The 15,097-nt window shown below is 48.2% G+C and carries 19 protein-coding genes; 6 read left to right on the plus strand and 13 right to left on the minus strand.

Going from position 1 to position 15,097, the window contains the following annotated elements:
• Positions 1 to 259: 259 nt before the first annotated feature.
• From PSE6802_RS0126105 to PSE6802_RS35090, 3 genes are all read left to right on the plus strand, one after another.
• Positions 260 to 1,423, plus strand: a complete 1,164-nt coding sequence (locus PSE6802_RS0126105; protein ID WP_019502964.1) for a GuaB3 family IMP dehydrogenase-related protein — start codon at positions 260 to 262, stop codon at positions 1,421 to 1,423.
• A gap of 199 nt (positions 1,424 to 1,622) precedes the next feature.
• Positions 1,623 to 2,726, plus strand: a complete 1,104-nt coding sequence (locus PSE6802_RS0126110) for a phosphotransacetylase family protein (RefSeq protein ID WP_019502965.1) — start codon at positions 1,623 to 1,625, stop codon at positions 2,724 to 2,726.
• A gap of 157 nt (positions 2,727 to 2,883) precedes the next feature.
• Positions 2,884 to 3,051 (plus strand): hypothetical protein, encoded by a 168-nt coding sequence (locus tag PSE6802_RS35090; RefSeq protein ID WP_156815663.1) that lies wholly within the window; start codon positions 2,884 to 2,886, stop codon positions 3,049 to 3,051.
• 62 nt (positions 3,052 to 3,113) lie between these two features.
• Here the strand turns inward: PSE6802_RS35090 and PSE6802_RS33945 are convergent, their stop codons facing one another.
• From PSE6802_RS33945 to PSE6802_RS36050, 4 genes are all read right to left on the minus strand, one after another.
• Positions 3,114 to 3,272, minus strand: a complete 159-nt coding sequence (locus PSE6802_RS33945) for a hypothetical protein (RefSeq protein WP_019502967.1) — start codon at positions 3,270 to 3,272, stop codon at positions 3,114 to 3,116.
• Between the two features lie 217 nt (positions 3,273 to 3,489).
• Entirely contained in the window at positions 3,490 to 4,485 is a 996-nt protein-coding gene (locus PSE6802_RS0126125) for a hypothetical protein (protein WP_019502968.1), read from the minus strand.
• Between the two features lie 53 nt (positions 4,486 to 4,538).
• Positions 4,539 to 5,027 (minus strand): RNA-guided endonuclease InsQ/TnpB family protein, encoded by a 489-nt coding sequence (locus tag PSE6802_RS35680; RefSeq protein WP_318655561.1) that lies wholly within the window; start codon positions 5,025 to 5,027, stop codon positions 4,539 to 4,541.
• Positions 5,011 to 5,193, minus strand: coding sequence for a helix-turn-helix domain-containing protein (locus PSE6802_RS36050; RefSeq protein WP_071592325.1), 183 nt, complete (start codon positions 5,191 to 5,193; stop codon positions 5,011 to 5,013). The genes PSE6802_RS35680 and PSE6802_RS36050 overlap by 17 nt, the downstream gene beginning before the upstream one ends.
• A 255-nt stretch (positions 5,194 to 5,448) precedes the next feature.
• On the opposite strand from PSE6802_RS36050, the gene PSE6802_RS0126140 reads away from it, so the two are divergent.
• Positions 5,449 to 7,161, plus strand: a complete 1,713-nt coding sequence (locus tag PSE6802_RS0126140) for a SpoIID/LytB domain-containing protein (protein WP_019502971.1) — start codon at positions 5,449 to 5,451, stop codon at positions 7,159 to 7,161.
• Between the two features lie 282 nt (positions 7,162 to 7,443).
• Here PSE6802_RS0126140 and PSE6802_RS33950 read toward each other — a convergent pair whose 3' ends face one another.
• The 7 genes from PSE6802_RS33950 to PSE6802_RS0126170 form a co-directional block, all read right to left on the minus strand.
• The gene (locus tag PSE6802_RS33950) at positions 7,444 to 7,674 is read right to left on the minus strand and encodes a hypothetical protein (protein ID WP_071592326.1); all 231 of its coding nucleotides are present in this window, start codon (positions 7,672 to 7,674) and stop codon (positions 7,444 to 7,446) included.
• Positions 7,675 to 7,810: 136 nt separating this feature from the next.
• A complete protein-coding gene (locus tag PSE6802_RS0126145; RefSeq protein WP_019502972.1) occupies positions 7,811 to 8,989 on the minus strand; it encodes a beta-ketoacyl synthase N-terminal-like domain-containing protein in 1,179 nt (392 codons plus the stop codon).
• Between the two features lie 10 nt (positions 8,990 to 8,999).
• Positions 9,000 to 9,770, minus strand: a complete 771-nt coding sequence (locus tag PSE6802_RS0126150; protein ID WP_019502973.1) for a peptidylprolyl isomerase — start codon at positions 9,768 to 9,770, stop codon at positions 9,000 to 9,002.
• Positions 9,771 to 9,945: 175 nt separating this feature from the next.
• A complete protein-coding gene (locus tag PSE6802_RS0126155) occupies positions 9,946 to 10,506 on the minus strand; it encodes a photosystem I assembly protein Ycf4 (RefSeq protein ID WP_019502974.1) in 561 nt (186 codons plus the stop codon).
• 179 nt (positions 10,507 to 10,685) lie between these two features.
• Positions 10,686 to 10,943 carry a 50S ribosomal protein L27 gene (gene rpmA, locus PSE6802_RS0126160; protein WP_019502975.1) on the minus strand — a complete coding sequence of 86 codons (258 nt, stop codon included), beginning with the start codon at positions 10,941 to 10,943 and terminating at the stop codon, positions 10,686 to 10,688.
• A gap of 57 nt (positions 10,944 to 11,000) precedes the next feature.
• Entirely contained in the window at positions 11,001 to 11,315 is a 315-nt protein-coding gene (rplU, locus tag PSE6802_RS0126165; protein ID WP_019502976.1) for a 50S ribosomal protein L21, read from the minus strand.
• Positions 11,316 to 11,426: 111 nt separating this feature from the next.
• Complete coding sequence (locus PSE6802_RS0126170; RefSeq protein ID WP_019502977.1) at positions 11,427 to 12,143, minus strand: GUN4 domain-containing protein; 717 nt, start codon at positions 12,141 to 12,143, stop codon at positions 11,427 to 11,429.
• 160 nt (positions 12,144 to 12,303) lie between these two features.
• Between PSE6802_RS0126170 and PSE6802_RS0126175 the strand changes: the two genes are divergently transcribed.
• Positions 12,304 to 12,642: a YbaB/EbfC family nucleoid-associated protein gene (locus PSE6802_RS0126175; protein WP_019502978.1), complete on the plus strand. Its 339-nt coding sequence runs from the start codon at positions 12,304 to 12,306 to the stop codon at positions 12,640 to 12,642.
• A 297-nt stretch (positions 12,643 to 12,939) separates the two neighbouring features.
• Here PSE6802_RS0126175 and rsgA read toward each other — a convergent pair whose 3' ends face one another.
• Both rsgA and PSE6802_RS32920 read right to left on the minus strand, forming a co-directional pair.
• Entirely contained in the window at positions 12,940 to 13,989 is a 1,050-nt protein-coding gene (gene rsgA, locus PSE6802_RS0126180) for a small ribosomal subunit biogenesis GTPase RsgA (RefSeq protein WP_019502979.1), read from the minus strand.
• Positions 13,986 to 14,264 carry a sulfurtransferase TusA family protein gene (locus tag PSE6802_RS32920; protein ID WP_225902712.1) on the minus strand — a complete coding sequence of 93 codons (279 nt, stop codon included), beginning with the start codon at positions 14,262 to 14,264 and terminating at the stop codon, positions 13,986 to 13,988. The genes rsgA and PSE6802_RS32920 overlap by 4 nt, the downstream gene beginning before the upstream one ends.
• 156 nt (positions 14,265 to 14,420) lie before the next feature.
• On the opposite strand from PSE6802_RS32920, the gene PSE6802_RS0126190 reads away from it, so the two are divergent.
• Positions 14,421 to 14,972 (plus strand): protein tyrosine phosphatase family protein, encoded by a 552-nt coding sequence (locus PSE6802_RS0126190; RefSeq protein WP_019502981.1) that lies wholly within the window; start codon positions 14,421 to 14,423, stop codon positions 14,970 to 14,972.
• Positions 14,973 to 15,097: the final 125 nt, after the last annotated feature.

A 15,097-nucleotide genomic window follows, 5' to 3' on the forward strand; every position in this document is an offset into this window, starting at 1 on the left:
GCTTAGGACAAGGTGCAGGGGTTCCACCCCTGCGTGGGGGCTGCGCCCCACGCACCCTGTAATAACCGATCTGTACTATGGCTATAAAAGGTGGTAGCTAAACAGAGTTTGGTATAAAGTGAAAATGCTCTCTCTAGCTACAATCGGGAATCAAAATAGGCTATAAACTAATAAAAGCTCTGTAACTTTTGTTACCTTTGACACTTGTCAAAGGCTTTGGTAGTCTGACTAGTTAAGGTTTAGGAGCAGGTACATAGTTGTGGATATTCAGATTGGACGAGGTAAGTCTGCCAGAAGGGCGTACGGTATTGATGAAATCGCCCTAGTACCAGGTCGTAGTACGTTAGATCCCGTCTTAGCTGATACGCAATGGGAAATTGGTGGCATCAAGCGCGAGATCCCGATTATTGCTAGTGCTATGGATGGCGTTATCGATGTGGGCATGGCCGTTCGCATGTCGCAGTTGGGTGCTCTAGGTGTAATTAACCTGGATGGCATTCAGACGCGATATACCGATCCGTCGGTCGTGCTGGATAAAATTGCATCGGTAGGTACGACTGAATTTGTGGCATTGATGCAAGAACTTTATGCTGAGCCAGTTAAACCGGAACTAATTCAGCAAAGAATTCGCGAAATTAAAGACCGGGGTGGCATTGCCTGCGCTAGTTCTACCCCAGCTAATGCTGAGAAATACGGCAAGTTAGCTGCTGAAGCAGGTTGCGATTTGTTTTTCGTGCAGTCTACGGTTGTTTCTACTACGCATCTTTCTCCGGAAGGCTTATCTGCACTTGACCTGGCGGAATTCTGCCGCAGTATGCCCATTCCCGTTCTATTGGGTAACTGCGTTACCTATGAAGTGACAATGGAATTACTCAAAGCCGGGGCAGCGGGTGTCCTGGTTGGCATTGGCCCAGGTGCAGCCTGCACGTCCAGGGGTGTTTTAGGTGTGGGCGTGCCGCAAGCAACCGCGATCGCCGACTGTGCCGCTGCCAGAGATGACTATTTCAACCAAACGGGACGGTACGTGCCGATTATTGCCGATGGTGGTCTGATTACTGGCGGTGATATTTGTAAATCCATTGCTTGCGGGGCTGATGGCGTAATGATTGGTTCGCCACTGGCACGAGCCCAAGAAGCTCCCGGTCGAGGATTTCATTGGGGCATGGCAACGCCCAGCCCCGTGCTGCCGCGCGGTACGCGCATTCGGGTCGGCAGCACCGGCACGATCGAGCAAATCCTGCGCGGGCCAGCGGGCTTAGATGATGGTACTCATAATCTGCTGGGAGCTTTAAAGACCAGTATGGGGACTTTAGGTGCCAAGAATATTAAGGAAATGCAGCAGGTAGAAGTAATTATTGCTCCTTCGCTGTTAACAGAAGGCAAAGTTTACCAAAAAGCCCAGCAACTGGGAATGGGCAAATAAGTAATGGTATCGCCGTAGACAGATCGGTTATTACAGGGGGTGTGGTGGTGCAGCCCCCACGCAGGGGTTTCACCCCTGCAACCCATCCTAAGCCTATTGGCTATAGCTATAAATAGGCGAACAGGCGATCGCATAGATTGCGATAGAATAACTACAGTGCTTTAAGTACGTATCGCTAATTAGGGAGCTAGTAAAACAAGTGCCTCAGGCAAAACAACTGCTGATTGGTTCAACCAGAGCGTATAGTGGCAAATCAGCGACAATTTTAGGTCTAGCTCTTCATCTGCAAACTTTGGGTTTAAAGATTGGCTATGGTAAACCCTTAGGGACTTTTACCACGCAAACCTTGCCCGAATCATCGCCGGGAGTGGATGCTGATGTTGAGTTCATTACCCAAACCTTGAAGTTGCCTGAGGCATTGGTCAAACCAACTTTGCTCAGCCTGGATAAGCAAACATTGAGGCAGCGCCTCACTCGCGAGGATACTACTGACTATAAAGCAGTATTTAAACAACACTATCAAAGTGCTGATGGCGATCTAGTGCTTGTCGAAGCTCCAGCTAACACGGCAGAAGGGGCTCTATTCGGCCTATCTTTGCGGGAGATGTCTGACTGCATTGGCGCGCCAATTTTGCTTGTGGTCAGGTTTGGTTCTTTGTTAGTAGCCGATCACGTACTTAAGGCCAAGGAAAGACTGGAAGATCGCCTGCTAGGTGCGGTAATTAATGATATCCCCGAATCGCAGCTAGAGACGTGTAGAGATATTGTGTTGCCTTATTTGGAGTCGATGGGCGTACCTGTACTCGCAATTATGCCTGAGGATAGAATCCTGCGTAGCGTCAGCGTGCAGGAGTTGGTGGAGCAACTGGGAGCATCAGTACTCTACAGTCCAGAACACAGTAGTTTGTCAGATCTAATGGTCGAAGATCTCAAAATTGGCGCGATGGATGTCAACTCCGCCCAACTCTTCTTCCGTAACTCCTATAACAAAGCCGTAATCACGGGTAGCAATCGCCTGGATATTCAGCTTGCTGCTCTGGAGACTTCCACTAATTGCCTGGTTCTAACTGGCCCGCCCAGTATTAGTGCTGAAGTACTGCAACGCGCCACAGAGTACGAGGTCCCAATTTTATCAGTAGCCAAGGATACCTTAACTACCGTAGAAGTAATTGAAAGTTGTCTCGGTCAGGTACGCTTGCATGAGGGCGTGAAGGTGCGATCGATCCGCAACATGATGGCTAAACATTTCGATTTCGATCGCTTGTTAAGCACCCTGGATATTAGACCCACAGTTCCCGTCTAGTTGTAGGGTGAGATAACCTCTAACTTAGCCAACCGTATGTAGCTCTGGTCGGACTCTAACTTTTCACGTATAGCCGTAGACAGATCTATTAGGACAGGGGGTGTGAAGGCTGCGCCCCCACGCAGGGGTGGAACCCCTGCACCCCGTCCTAAGCCTATTGGCTATAGCTATAGTAGTATGTCATGCCTATTGCCCCATCCCATCAACCAAGCGATCGCATTTTATTTTTCTGTCAACTGAGATCGCCCTATCTCATCCACAAAGCGATCGCACTTTGCTTTTTTGCCAACTGAGATCGCCCCATCCCAAAAGCGATCGCGCCTAACAATCCAGGATTGGTGCCTAGCGATCGGCAAATACAAGGAGAGCCATGCGATCGCTCTATAACTACTTTGTCTTGACAGATCTCATAGCTTCATACCAAGATTGACACTTTTCAGACATTCCAGTTGCAATTTCACTTGCTTCTTTCATCTTTTGTTCAGCAACCTTCGCAAGCTCTAAAATCTCTAAAATTTCATTTTCATCAAGGGCTTTCTGATTCATAGCTAATTCCCTAAACGCTCCCTAATTCTGGTTACTCCTACCTTTGCTTCTAATACTCGACCAAGTTGTTCGGAAAGATCTTCTGCAATCTCACGAATTTGCTCTTTTGTAACCACCCCTGTTGCCAGAATAGCACTACTATAACTGATACGCCTTCTTACAATCTCTGCAAAAAGTAAAATATTGTTTAGGTATGCAAAAAAATGACTACTGGTTACTAACCTAGCCAACCGAATGTGGCTCTAGAAGGTTCTTGACTTCGCAGGAATTGCTCGCAATCGCGGATGGGATAAATCATCTTATCCCATCGGGAATCAGGTAAAGAGAGAGGACGGCGTTCGGTGAGAATCCAACGACTAATTTCATCCACCTGCGCTCGTGCTTTGAGTGGTGCTTCCACTCTTACTAGCCCAAAATATGCATCTTCATTCCTATTATCTCTAAGGCGGAGATACCAACTACAGACAGGATGGCGGCCTGGTGGTGTAAAGGTCGAACTGCGATCGCCTGGTTTCAGATTCAAGATTACTTCCTGCTCGGGGAAGCGAAAATATTGGGTATTGTGGCTCTTAATCAAACCAATGATGCGGTTGTGTTCTGCGGCGGCTTTGGAAATTGTAATCGAGCCATCCATCACCAGCCACCCTGGTTGCTCTTGCTTTATCCATAGTTCGGCTAGATCGGACTCTAGCTTTTCACGGCGATCGGAAATCGCGTTCCTAGCCGCTTCCCGTAATAATTGCGGCTGCTTGTCGTCGAGATCGTCTTCTGCCAGTTCGTCCATGCTTCTGGGCGCAGTATCGACTACTGTGAAGTTGGCTGCAAGGTTTGCTAGTTCGGTTGGGTCAAAATATCGGTAAGGTAGGTAAATCGCTTCCTGCACCCGATACTGCCAGGTTGACATCAAAACTTTCGGTCTTTGCCTGACCGCCGCAGCGACATAGCCGTAGTATACGGGCGCGTAGTCCTGGTAATACAGCAACCAACTGCGTTGAATGCCATCAATGAAATAGCGGAATTGGTTTTCCGATACATCGCATTCCCCCACTGCGATCGCGCGCATGGGGGACTCTAGCAAAGTGGCCGAGGACAGACGGGCTATAGACTCACCAAAACCAGTTTGCTCGTCGTACTGGGGCGATCGCACCAATTGCCTTTGCCCAGGGTTATTGCGGAGGTGCTTTTGTAAATTAGGTAATAGGGAAGAAGCCATATTGCCACGAGTAAAAGCCACTATTTTTGCGTGACATCCTCCCGACGCTGACCCTACGGGTACAGCGCGGGCTTCCCAACCTCGCGATTAGACATTCCTGCCCCACGCCACTTATCTAGGTCATAGACCCCCGACAGACCGACTTGGCAGGCTGTTTCCGTTCCCCAGAGTCCCTGGGCTACTACATGCTCTAGTCCACGATGCAAAACCATTTCTGCTGCGGCATGGTCACGATGAGTCCGATACCCACACTCAGGGCAATGATGCTCTCTGCTCTCCAGACCTTTACTCACAGTTGCAAAGCAATTGGGACAGGTTTGGCTGGTGCCGCTGGGATTGACCTTGGCAAAGTACACCCCTCGTTTCCAGCAGACCCATTCCGTCAGAGACAAAAATTGGCCAAAGGCGGCATCTACACAATCTTTTCGCAGCATCCCTCGCGTCAATCCTTTGACGTTGAGGTCTTCGGCAAAGATGGTTTGTGCTTGGTCGCAAAGTTTGTGAGCCGCTTTCAGATGAAAATCTTTACGACGGTTTGCAATCCGATAGAGAACATCTGTCTACCAGGCACTTACGCGAAGCAATCCAATCTTTGAGTTCGCGCAAAGCGTAGTTATACACGCCTCTGCAAGTCTCAAGCCACTCCAGCAGTTCAGGTTGCTGTGTGGCACCTGGATAGATTCGGTAGGTGTAGTTCATGGTCAGCATAGCTATAGCTTACCACGAGCTATAGCCACTGGTAAATGCTTGTCTCATCCCCATCGAGGGGAATCGACAAGCGCAGGGAGTCCATGTATGCCGACACTGACATTTCAGGTACAGCGCGGGACTTATAGCCTAGCCCCCGCCCCCCCATTAGTTAATTCTAGACCGATAGCTTGTAATCTGCTATCTTGGCAGGATTAATTTAAAAATGGTGATTAAACCTAAGCTGAAATTGGATATCTACCTCGAAAAGCAGCTATGAAAAGTTACTTTAATCTAGCCATCCACGCCGCGATCGGTATTATCTGCATAATTGGATTTGCAGGTAAGAGCACTGCCAACGAGAGTAACCCGATCCTGCACATCGGTATCGTGCAAAGATTTGGCTCTAATTCCAAAGATCGCCTTAAGCTCAAGGTGCCCAACGGTGACAAGCTAACGCTAACCTTTCCATCAGAAGATGGTAAAATGAGGCAAACGCTAACTACAGATAATGTTGTCATCGAGATCTCGCAGCAACCTCTGACTCAGCCGATATTGGATGAAAAAATTATACTGAGCCACCATCGCAGTTTCGAGAATGCTGCGGCGAGCGCCTACCGATTTAACCAGGAGGGCGTTGAAACTGAAATAGCACAACCCAGACGCTGGCAAGTATGGGCCAAACGCAGCACCTACACTACTCCGCTATTACGACGAATGTTACTCTACAGCTTGAAGCTGCACGGTTATAACATCGTGCAACTAGACTCTCAAGTCGTGAAGCAACAACCCAAGGTTGCCTGGTTGTTAGGTAGTACTCGGTATGAGAAAGATTTAGTCGATATCACCAGCGATCGCGGCATTGTAGAGGTAAACGATCGCCCGTATGCGGGCACGTTTCGCCTGCAACCCAACGCACATCGCAGCTTTACGCTGGTTAACTACGTGCCGCTTGAAACCTATCTGCGCGGTGTCGTGCCGCACGAGATCGGCTACAATGCTCCCTATGCAGCAGTACAGGCGCAGGCAGTTCTGGCTCGTACCTATGCCCTTGCCAGCCGTCATCGTTTCCTCACGGATAACTACGAGCTTTGTGCTACGACGCAATGTCAGGTGTATCGTGGATTGGAAAACACAACTACAACTGCTGATAATGCGATCGCCGATACCAGTGGCAAAGTCCTTACCTACAACAATAAAGTGGTGGATGCCCTTTATTCCTCTACGACAGGGGGAGTTACCGCCAACTACAACGATATCTGGGATGGGCAAGAACGCCCCTATCTAAGGTCTGTTGTCGATTCTGTCACGACTGCGATCGATCTAAAGCGCTCCGATCTCGCCGATGAGAATAGATTCCGTGCTTTCATCGAACGGCGCGACGGATTTAATGAAGTCGGCTGGAATAATTTTCGTTGGAAATCCGACAGTACCCTCGATGAAATTAAGAAGACACTCCAGGAGTTTCTGAAGCTCTCTGGCGATACAGATACTAAGTTCCAACAGATTAAACAGGTTAGCATTACCAAAAGAGCCCCTTCTGGCCGCGTGCTGGCGATGGAGGTGGTTACGGATACCAAAACCATTACTTTAGAGAAAGACGAGATTGTTGATGCTTTTGAGGCACCAAATAGTACTTTATTCTACATGCAACCCATTTTTGCGGAAGAGAGCAAGCCCGCAGAAAAGCAGAACGCTACTGACAAACAAAATTCGCAAAGTACTCAAAATAAACAAAATGATTCGACTAAAATCTTACAAGGATATTCGTTTGTTGGCGGTGGTTTAGGGCATGGTGTAGGCATGAGTCAAACAGGCTCTTACAATCTAGCCAGATTGGGCTGGTCCTACGATCGCATTCTCGACTTTTACTTTGCAGGTACCAAGCTGCAGACCCTCAGATCGGAATTTCTCCCAGATACATCGCAGACCTTGCCACAAAAGCCAGAGACATTCAGCCGCGATCGCACTGCTACACCACGCCAATAGAGCGATCGATTCCCATACTATAGCGGTTTTCAGATCGGAAAGAGTAGGGGGTTTGGGGGCGTTGCCCCCAAGAAGGGGAGGCAGGGCGGTCTTGGGGGTTCCCCGCTAGAGCCACTGCCGTGTTCCACCCCTTCACCCCAAAAATAAAACCCGTTCTCAAGTGAAAACTGCTATAAGCAGGATTTGGGATCGGTAGCTTACACAAAATATTAGCCGTAGAGCGATCGCTCTACGGCAAGAAAAACTCAATCTCAAAATCTATAAGTAGTCGCAATAATAGGGCTATTGTGCCGTTCCTGCCATGCTATATTCAGCCGTGACGGGACTATTCGTGTCTAACAAACCCTTCGGATCGAACATAATGCTGTAGTTTACTGTCGTGCTAGAGCGCGTCAACAACTTGAGGTGAGAATCGGCATCGCTACGATGACGAAAGCGAGCGGTGACTATCCCTTCCGTATTGGATTGACTACGAACGATGCACCAAGGTTGAAGTTGATTCCTGTAACTCATTTATTTTGCCTGCAATTTAGAGAAATTAGAGGTTGCCAGATAGATTCTGGGGATAATTCGATTGAGATGCATGTCATATCTAGAAGTCACTCAAATACAATATGCAGCAACAAAAAATCGACCAAAGAATATTTTGTCATGTAATTGGTACTTTAGATCGACCAAATGCAACTACAGCATTTTGTCCGCCAAAACCGAAACTGACGTTTAAGGCAATCCTATGCTCGACTTCACAAGCATTGTGGGTGAAGTTGAGATCGAACTCGGGCGATCGCATTCCCGTACAGGGAGGCAATACTTGTTCTCGTAATGCCATTAAACAGAAAGCTGCCTCCATCATGCCAGTCGCACCTAATACATGTCCCGTAGCTCCTTTAGTGGCACTGACATGGGGAGCATGGGGGAAAATTCGTGCCGCTAACTTTGCTTCTGAAGCATCATTAAGCTGCGTTCCAGTGCCATGCAGGTTGATATGGCCGACATCTTCGGCATTAATGCCAGCGCGATCCAGGCAAGTATGAATCGCTCTTTCTGCTTGAGTATGTTCTGGATCGGGACTGGTGGGATGCCAAGCATCATTTGTCAGACCAAACCCTAAAATCTCGCCGTAACATCTACTTACGCATCCGCGCGATCTCAACGCGCTCTCTGACTCCATTACTATTGCTGCCGCACCTTCACCCAACACCAATCCCTCGCGCTCGCGACTGAATGGATATAGCCCCGTGCGTGCCATTGCCCCTAATTTTTGGAACCCCGCGATGCTGAGCGGTACGATCGGTGCGTCAACCGCCGCCGCGATCGCCATCGTGCATTTGCCCATCTGAATCGCCTCGTAGGCTTGCGCGATCGCCCAGTTACCCGTAGCACAGGCTGCCATGGGCGATAGTACTATGGACTGAGTTTTGGTCTGAGTCGCAACTAGTCTGGCAATATTGCCTGGTAATAAATTTAGCCAATCCGATCGCGGTAATCTGGATTGCGAGTCATGTCTCATAAGCAATTCCCATTCCCGCTGATAGGAGCGACTGGAACCCACAACAATACCGCAATCGATGGGTGGCAACACTAACCCTGCATCAGCGATCGCCTCGTTAACGGCTGGTAAGATCAAGCGCTCTACCCTCGGCATGTCAGCCTGCAGGAGATCGACTCGTGCGAGCGGGATAACCGCATCTCCTAAACGAGGCGCATATACTGGTTCTATCCCTGTCTTTCCTGCCAGCAGATTCGTCCAGGTAGTTTTGCGATCCTGTCCGATCGCGGTAACAAGACCAATGCCAGTAACTACGACTCGATCGCGTTCGAATGACACAGATGATTAATTACTTTGAGATTGGCTCGTTTGATTGCTTGAGGTTATCTTTGCCCTCCAGAATTTTAATTGACTCAATGCGATCGCCCACTTGAATCCGATCTACCGCATCCATACCACTGGTGACATAGCCAAATACAGCATAGGAGCCATCCAGGAATTTGGTATCGGTTAGTGTAATGTAAAACTGTGAAGAAGCAGAGTTAGGTAACTGCGATCGCGCCATGGCTACCGCTCCTTTAGTATGTTTGAGTTGGGGCTTTACTCCCGTCGCCAGCACCCGCCCATAGGTTGGTGTTTTTTCACCTTCCGCCAGGATCTCTAGAGGAATATTACGCGGCTGCGAAGTAGCGGGGTCAGTAAAGCCGCCCGTGCCATTACCTTCGGGATCGCCGCCCTGCACGACAAATGGGGGATCTTTTTCCACTCGATGGAAAGTGAGATTGTTGTAAAAGCCGCGATTTACCAGATCGATGAAATTACCAGCCGTAATCGGAGCGCGCTCTCCATCGACTGCGATCGTAACTGCACCACCATTTTTGAGCTTCATTTCGACGGTAGCCGCACCAGTTAGGCGAGGCACCTTAACCGCAGATACTGTGGTGGCAGGCGGAGATTTTTTTGGGATATCTTCGATCGTAGATTTGTCAATGGAGCTAGGCGTAGCAGATGTATCAGTGGGACTGCTAGCAGGATTATTAGAGAGGGCACCCAAGCCACAGCTCGCTAATAATCCTGCGCTTACAATCATTACTAAAAAATTCACGATCCAACGTCGCATAATTAACCCAATATTTCTAAATATTTCAAAATTGCTGATTTATAGTTCTCATGACTTAAGCAAATACAGATCGCCCAACCCCCTTGTTAAGGGGGCTTTTGGATTTCCCCCTTAACAAGGGGGCTAGGGGGATCTTGAATTTCAGCATTCAATGCATAAGGTCTAGTTCTGTAATTTAAAGACCCTCTAGCGGTATGCCCAGGAATTTGGCAAGTTCTGCTGCCCTATCCTCAAGCTTTGACAAAGCCATTGGTTGTCCTACTTCTGTCAGTGGTATATTACCTTTCCCTTTCACTCGCAGATATAACGCTCGCTTAGGATTAAGTCCGTTTTTAATTTCAACCTTCACTGCTAATACATCTGCGATTGGATATTCAAAATCAAGGTGACGATTTTTACCGGGATAGCCCCAGCGAAAAATTTTGACCTTACCTGAGTTGAGGTTAAATTCATTAAAACCGCCCCCTAAGTCCAGCGTAATAATTACCCAAAGGTAAATGTCTAGCAAAGTACCAGCTATACCATAGAAAGTTAGTGCCAAGCCCTGGGGTAAAAATTCTAACTGTAAAGGCTCGGAAAAGGGTAGCAGGTTGATGTGGAAATAGCTGGACAGACCAGCCAATAGAAACCCGATCGCACCGATAGCAACTACAACGGCAAAGCAGTAATTGCTGAAGCGCCTGGCACCCCTAATCGGATAGTTGAGGACATTATTAACAGAAGATGCTGTTGCCATGACGCATTGAGGTTGCAGATACTACAGTAATTAACTTAACTAAGTATAGCGACTTACAGACAGCCACGTCACAGAAAATGTCGAACTGGCGTTTAATTAAGCATATTTTTGTTACCCCTAAAAAAATAGCGATCACCTAAATAGGCGATCGCTACATAATCCAGATATTTTTAAGATGGCTAGGAAGCGGCGTAAACGCTGACTTTTTTGCGAGTTTTGCCCAGCCTTTCAAATGCAACTACACCGTCGATAACTGCAAATAGGGTGTCATCGTTGCCGCGACCGACGTTATTGCCAGGATGGAACTTGGTGCCGCGCTGACGTACCAGAATGCTGCCAGCGGTGACGACTTGGCCGCCATAACGCTTTACACCCAGACGCTTAGCATTAGAATCGCGCCCGTTACGAGTACTACCTGACCCTTTCTTATGTGCCATGGGGAATAACCTCCGAAATAATGTGATATCTCTGAATTTAATTTGGGCTGGACTAGCTTATACCTTGATGGCATCTACCATGATGCGAGTCAGTGGCTGACGGTGACCGTTTTTCTTGCGGGTCTTTTTCTTGGGCTTCATCTTGTAGACAATTACTTTCTTTGCCTTGAGATGCCGCATGACGGTTGCCTCTACCTGCGCGCCTTCCACGCGGGGTTGCCCGATCGTGATGCTGCCGTCCATGTTGACTAACAGGACATCATTAATTTCGACTTTATCGTCAGGTGCAACGTCTAATAGCTCGACATCATAAAATCTGCCGACTTCGACGCGATATTGCTTACCGCCAGTTTGAATAATTGCGTAACTCATGTTTTTTAATTATGCGATCGCCGTACGGGTATCGGTTATCCGAGTTTAGTGCACTACCCGATCCGAGCAAGAATAATTGCACAGTTTCTCATAGTATCATTAGTTGGACGGTTACCACAAAGGGTGAGCAAAGATTGCTGCGATCGTTTTATTACCGCGAATCTGGTTGGATAAGGGTAAATGACCTTTAGGCGCATCCATACTCCAAATAAAGCCGCCTGGATATCGCGTAAACTTACCATCTTTTTTCCAGCCAATCTGGAGCCACAGCTTTTCCCAATTTTTGCCCAGACCCAGCCACATTTTCCTTTGCACGGAAAACCCAAATTTACCCTCCGAGTAAACTAACCACAGTAGATTAATCGTGTTGAGGTCGGCGTTATTAATTTGTGCCACTTCCGTAAAATATAACCAACCTCGCGCTACCGCTGCACTACCTGCCGCCTCGCACATTTTTTGCGATGTCAAACGATCCGCTGCCTCAAAGTCTTGCTGAATCAGCATTTGCTGCAAGGGTTCGTAATCAATGCCCGATGCACTATTTAGAGAAACAACACCCTTACTGAAATGAGTTTGCAGTGCTTCTCTGACTTTAGCTGAATCTAGCTGGCGCAAAGTTTGGTAGGCTTTGCCATCTAAGCAGGTTACTTCGCGATCGGTCGCTTGGCGCTCTAGCAGGAATTCCAAAAGCACCTCAGCACCGCGATCGCTCACCTGACCCAACTCTGCGATCGCCTTGAGTTGAGCGGCCTCGTTACCCGATTCCAGCTTTGCCTTCAGGTCAGAAATTATTTCAGTATCGATACCGGGCGATCGCATGTCGTTCATGGGTAAAAGCGCGAGGGTCAGGATTCACCATTATACGTTTTAAGGTTACCCTTATACGATGCTAAGCTGCTTTAGGCCGGGCGAACGCAAAACAGATGCGTGGCAATTTCAGTTTAGGGGCATAATAAGTAGGTCATGTTAGAAAAATTAAATTAGCGCTATGCCACAAGGACAAGGATTTGGCTTTGGACTAGGCAAAATGAAAGAAGCCTTCCAAAAAGCTCAGCAGATTCAAGAAGGAGCAAAAGTGCTCCAGGCTGAACTTGATGAAATGCGACTAACTGGTCAAGCTGGTGGTGGCTTAGTCAAAGTGACGCTGAGCGGCAACCAGGAACCCCACGGAGTCGAGATCTCCCCAGAAGCCCTTAATGAGGGAGCTGAGGTTTTATCAGATTTAGTTCTGGCAGCCTTAAAAGATGCCTACAACATTTCCACCACCACCATGCGCGAAAGAATGGAAGAGCTGACAGGTGGACTGGGGCTTCCTGGCAATTTTTAAGGGATCTGCGGAAATAATACCAATTTAAATTGTTGTGGTTACGGATGGGGGGTGGGGGCAACACCCCCACGAAGGGGAGGCAGGGCGGTCTTGGGGGTTCCCCGCTAGAGCCACTGCCGTGTGGAACCCCTTCACCCCGTTCTATCTGTCGTGTTTACTGTTCAAATTGGTATAACGTTCCAATCGTAGGTCGATTCACGAGAAAATATACCGATAGTCGTAGGGGCAATCCCCTTGTGGTTGCCCAGATTGCCCTAGGGCAGAAGGCACTGCCCCTACAGGTATTTTATGTTGTCTTTACAAATCCTCGTTGCTATAGAGATCTAGATCTTGATGTTGGGAGCGACGGGATTGGCGGCGGTGTCTTTTTTTCAGTAGCTTAGGTTCCTGTCGTACCTTGCCACCGCCGATCGCTTTTGACTTCAAGCTTGGATCTGGAGTACTACTAGCTGCGGTTTTGGCATCGTATGCCTCCACTTCGTCTAGGAAGACAAGGTAGTGGCCGTAACGTTCCCAGTCGCCGCGAATCGCGCAACCTGGTTCATCGCGATGCCAACAATTGTGGAACTGGCAGGAATTATGTGCCAATAACCGCTGAGCTTCTGGAAAACAGTAGGCTAAGTCGATAGGGGCACAGGTCAGAGCGGGTTGGGTAAAGCCAGGGCTATCTGCTAAAAAGCCGCGATCGCTCAGTTGAAATAATTCCACATGGCGTGTTGTATGCCTGCCATGCCCGAGTCGCTGCGATACCCTACCAACGCGCAACTCGGAGCCAGGAATCAGTAAATTAATTAAACTAGACTTACCCACCCCCGACGGGCCAGAAATAATTGTCACGCCTTTTGCAATTTGCGCTTTGAGCAGATCTATACCCGCACCCGTATAGGTGCTAATTGCAATGGCATCATAGCCCCAGGTTTGCAGGCGATCGCACCAGGACGTAACTTGCGCGTCTGCCACCAGATCGCGTTTATTGAGGCAAACAATGGCTGGCAAATCGCTAGAGGCAACTTTGACCAGAAATCGACTGATCTGCCACGGATCGGGTTCGGGATCGGCAAGGGCAAATACAACCAGGACGCGATCTATATTGGCGATCGTGGGGCGCTCTAGCAAACTGCGGCGCGGTTCTACCTGTGAGATCGCCCCCCTGCCCCCTTGCCAGTCTGGCTCATCAACGGTAATGCGATCGCCGACATAGACCTGCTGGCCGATTTTTTTGAGCCTGGCACGTCGCACGCACAGCAACTCAGAATGCCCGCATTCATCGGCTAGCTCGGAATCTAGACGCACTCGATAAAAGTTCGCTTCCACCGCCACCACTGTTCCGGTGAGGTTGGTAATCACGCTTCTGGTTGGGCTTTTGGTTGAGCCTTCTGGACTATGAGGGCAAAATAGCCGTCTCTTGGTTCTACACTGCGGACGATATGCCCATCTACGACTAAGCTGTTGGGCACCTGTTCGATTGGTTCACCTCCATCTAGCCATATTTCTAGCTGTTCGCCAGCAGCAATTTTTTCGATCTGCAATTTGGCACGCACAAAACTGAGCGGGCAAGGAACGCCTCGCAAGTCTACTGGTTTAGGATTAGTCGCGATCGCGGGATCGAAATCGGTCGTCACAATTTGCGCCTCGAAAAATAGAGTATATGGAGATTTAAATATTCCATAGGGACAATCCCCGCGATTGCCCCGATTGGTGGAGGGCAGACACGAGGGCGTTGCCCCTACAATAACTAACATTCTACGCGAAAAGCATAAAAACCTGACGATTGTCCCATGCCTACGCATCCCATTACTGCTATTTTCAATTTACTGAAGCTCTTTGTCAGCAGATTCCTCAGAGTCAATCTTATGGGCGATAAGTTAGACAATATCTATCACTATCTAAAACTCTCAGAAGCAATTGCTACATCTGGGCAACCGACAGAAGAGCAATTTCCTGCAATTAAAGAAGCTGGATACCAGGTTGTAGTCAATTTAGCTTTGCCCACATCTGCCAATGCGATACCTCAAGAAGGTGAGATTGTAGAGAATTTAGGAATGCAATATATCCACATTCCTGTGGTTTGGGAGAATCCCACGCTTGAGAATTTTCAAGATTTTACCAATGCGATGGAAGCCAATGTCGATCGTCGTGTATTCGTTCATTGTGCGGCAAACATGAGAGTTTCAGCTTTTATGTATCTCTACAATCGAATTTTTAAACATTTAAGCGAGGAGCAAGCGAAGAAAAGTTTACATCAAATTTGGACTCCCAATCCGACCTGGCAGGAATTTATCGAGAATATAATTAGGCATTACAAGCATTTAAGCCAGTACACTAGTTAGTTGATTTGTTGCAGAAAGAGGGTGAGATTCTAGTTCTGTCCTGATTCATCTTTAACTACTGTGAGAATCGACTTGATTTTGTGGAATTGGTGGAACGTCGATCGTGTTTATGTATAGCGTTGTTC

This window comes from Pseudanabaena sp. PCC 6802, from assembly GCF_000332175.1.
Taxonomy (GTDB): Bacteria; Cyanobacteriota; Cyanobacteriia; order Pseudanabaenales; family Pseudanabaenaceae; genus PCC-6802.

Excerpts from the sequence above, each read along its gene's own strand:
- PSE6802_RS33945 (WP_019502967.1), bottom strand. The coding sequence starts at position 3,272 with ATGAATCAGAAAGCCCTTGATGAAAATGAAATTTTAGAGATTTTAGAG.
- PSE6802_RS0126125 (WP_019502968.1), bottom strand. The coding sequence starts at position 4,485 with ATGGCTTCTTCCCTATTACCTAATTTACAAAAGCACCTCCGCAATAAC.
- PSE6802_RS36050 (WP_071592325.1), bottom strand. The coding sequence starts at position 5,193 with ATGCTGACCATGAACTACACCTACCGAATCTATCCAGGTGCCACACAG.
- PSE6802_RS0126140 (WP_019502971.1), top strand. The coding sequence starts at position 5,449 with ATGAAAAGTTACTTTAATCTAGCCATCCACGCCGCGATCGGTATTATC.
- PSE6802_RS33950 (WP_071592326.1), bottom strand. The coding sequence starts at position 7,674 with ATGAGTTACAGGAATCAACTTCAACCTTGGTGCATCGTTCGTAGTCAA.
- PSE6802_RS0126150 (WP_019502973.1), bottom strand. The coding sequence starts at position 9,770 with ATGCGACGTTGGATCGTGAATTTTTTAGTAATGATTGTAAGCGCAGGA.
- PSE6802_RS0126155 (WP_019502974.1), bottom strand. The coding sequence starts at position 10,506 with ATGGCAACAGCATCTTCTGTTAATAATGTCCTCAACTATCCGATTAGG.
- rpmA (WP_019502975.1), bottom strand. The coding sequence starts at position 10,943 with ATGGCACATAAGAAAGGGTCAGGTAGTACTCGTAACGGGCGCGATTCT.
- rplU (WP_019502976.1), bottom strand. The coding sequence starts at position 11,315 with ATGAGTTACGCAATTATTCAAACTGGCGGTAAGCAATATCGCGTCGAA.
- PSE6802_RS0126170 (WP_019502977.1), bottom strand. The coding sequence starts at position 12,143 with ATGAACGACATGCGATCGCCCGGTATCGATACTGAAATAATTTCTGAC.
- PSE6802_RS0126175 (WP_019502978.1), top strand. The coding sequence starts at position 12,304 with ATGCCACAAGGACAAGGATTTGGCTTTGGACTAGGCAAAATGAAAGAA.
- PSE6802_RS0126190 (WP_019502981.1), top strand. The coding sequence starts at position 14,421 with ATGCCTACGCATCCCATTACTGCTATTTTCAATTTACTGAAGCTCTTT.